The sequence below is a fragment of the Neobacillus drentensis genome (genome assembly GCF_036966985.1).
Taxonomy (GTDB): Bacteria; Bacillota; Bacilli; order Bacillales; family Cytobacillaceae; genus Neobacillus; species Neobacillus drentensis_E.
In genome coordinates this window covers 6,737-8,458 of sequence record NZ_JBALSN010000475.1, presented here as the reverse complement: position 1 = coordinate 8,458, position 1,722 = coordinate 6,737, and the positions used below count along the sequence as shown (strand labels likewise).

1 protein-coding gene and 1 pseudogene are annotated in these 1,722 nt (G+C 40.5%); both read left to right on the top strand.

The annotated features are described in order from the left end of the window. Positions 1-524 (top strand): annotated as a pseudogene (locus V7659_RS25750) (ribosomal protection-like ABC-F family protein); the annotation flags it as partial. A gap of 144 nt (positions 525-668) precedes the next feature. Then, positions 669-1,722: sodium:proton antiporter (locus V7659_RS25745; protein WP_335542952.1), on the top strand; the 1,054-nt coding region annotated here is incomplete at its 3' end.

Sequence of the window (1,722 nt, the reverse complement as noted above, 5' to 3'; positions counted from 1 at the left end):
TAAGCGGCGGGGAGAGAATGAGACTTAGACTTGCCCAGTTAATGTACCAGGATATTAATCTTCTTATTCTGGATGAACCGACCAATCATCTCGATATTGATTCTTGTGAGGTGTTAGAGGAAGCGCTGGAACAGTTTAATGGCACTATTTTAGCTGTCTCCCATGACCGCTATTTTCTCAATAAATTGTTTAAGAAAATATACTGGCTCAAGGATGGGACTGTTTGCTATTTCGATGGGAACTATGATTGGGCGAAAGGCAAATTGGAAGAAACTATCGAGATGAAACAGCCGGAAAGGCCAGTGTTGACGAAAACTTCCCCACCTAAAGCATCAAAGGTGGAAGAAGTGGGGGCAACCTTGATTGAGGAAAAAATTGAGCAAATTGAAGCGGAAATTCAGCTGTTAAAACAAAAACTTGGTGAGGAAAGTGAACTTGAACTGCTGCAAAGAATTTATCTTGAATTAGAGGAGCGGGAACATAACCGTGACCGTCTCTATCAACAGCTAGAAGAAATCATCTAAAAAGAAATAGATCCCCTTCAACATTCGGGGAGCTACAAGGAAGTCGCATGTTTGCGGCTTCTTTTTTTGTGGTAGAAATTCCTTTTCGTATAGGGTACTTTTCCTTATAATTAGAGATGTTTCTTCAATAAAGGGAGGGGTTCTGTGGATATTAATTTTTCTTTAAAGCAAGTATCGCTCCTTTTAATCGTTACCTTGACAGGGGTGGTTTGGTCAGTCATCTATCATCACCCGCTTGTCACAGGATTTTTCCCAGGCTATCTCGTACTTACTTGGTTGGCTATGAAAAAAAATTTACGTTTAATACAGATTCTACATATCAGTATTTTGGGTGTGAACAAAACTAGAATCGTCATCCTAATCCTATTCTTAGTAAGTTTTTTACTGCCGTCTTGGTATTTAGCAGGAACCATTCAGCAGATGGTGGAAATTGCTCTTCATTTTATTGTTCCAAATCATTTTTTGGTCTTATCCTTTCTCTGCGCCATGGTATTTTCAATGCTGCTGGGAACAACGGTCGGGACATTAAGCGCGATTGGCATACCAATCATCGGAACGGCCATCGTCCTTAAACTTCCCGTCGAAATGGTGGCAGGCGCCTTGGTTTCAGGTGCATTTGTAGGAGATAGAACTTCACCATTTTCAAGTGCCCATCAACTACTATCCCATACAGTTGAATTGCCAGTAAAGAGACAATGGAAAGCGATGCTTTTTACTACGCTAGCTGCTATTTTTCTATGCTTTTGCTTTTATGGAACGGCGGACTATCTAGTCTCAGGAACGGCTGGTTCTACGCAGCAACTTGTAAGTTGGAATGATCTATCAGCTATTAAATTTATCCCGCCACTTATCTTAATTACATTTGTCCTTTTAAGAATTAGTATCGTTTATTCCTTTTTAACTAGTATTCTATCAGCTGCAGCCATTGCTCTTTTCAATGGTACTACCTGGCCAAAACTCGGATTCTCATTGTGGCATGGAATCGAGGGTCTAGGCGGCGGGTTCCTTCATATGTACGAATTGCTCTTATTTCTAGCTTTAGCAGGAGCATATAATGGACTTTTGGAGGAAATGAATGTCATTCAGCCTTATTTAGATAGATGGTTACAATCATCTCGCACTCTAACTGGCGACACTCTAAAAACACTATTGGCTACATTTTTGATCACGTTAATCGCAGCAAATCAAACGCTGCCGA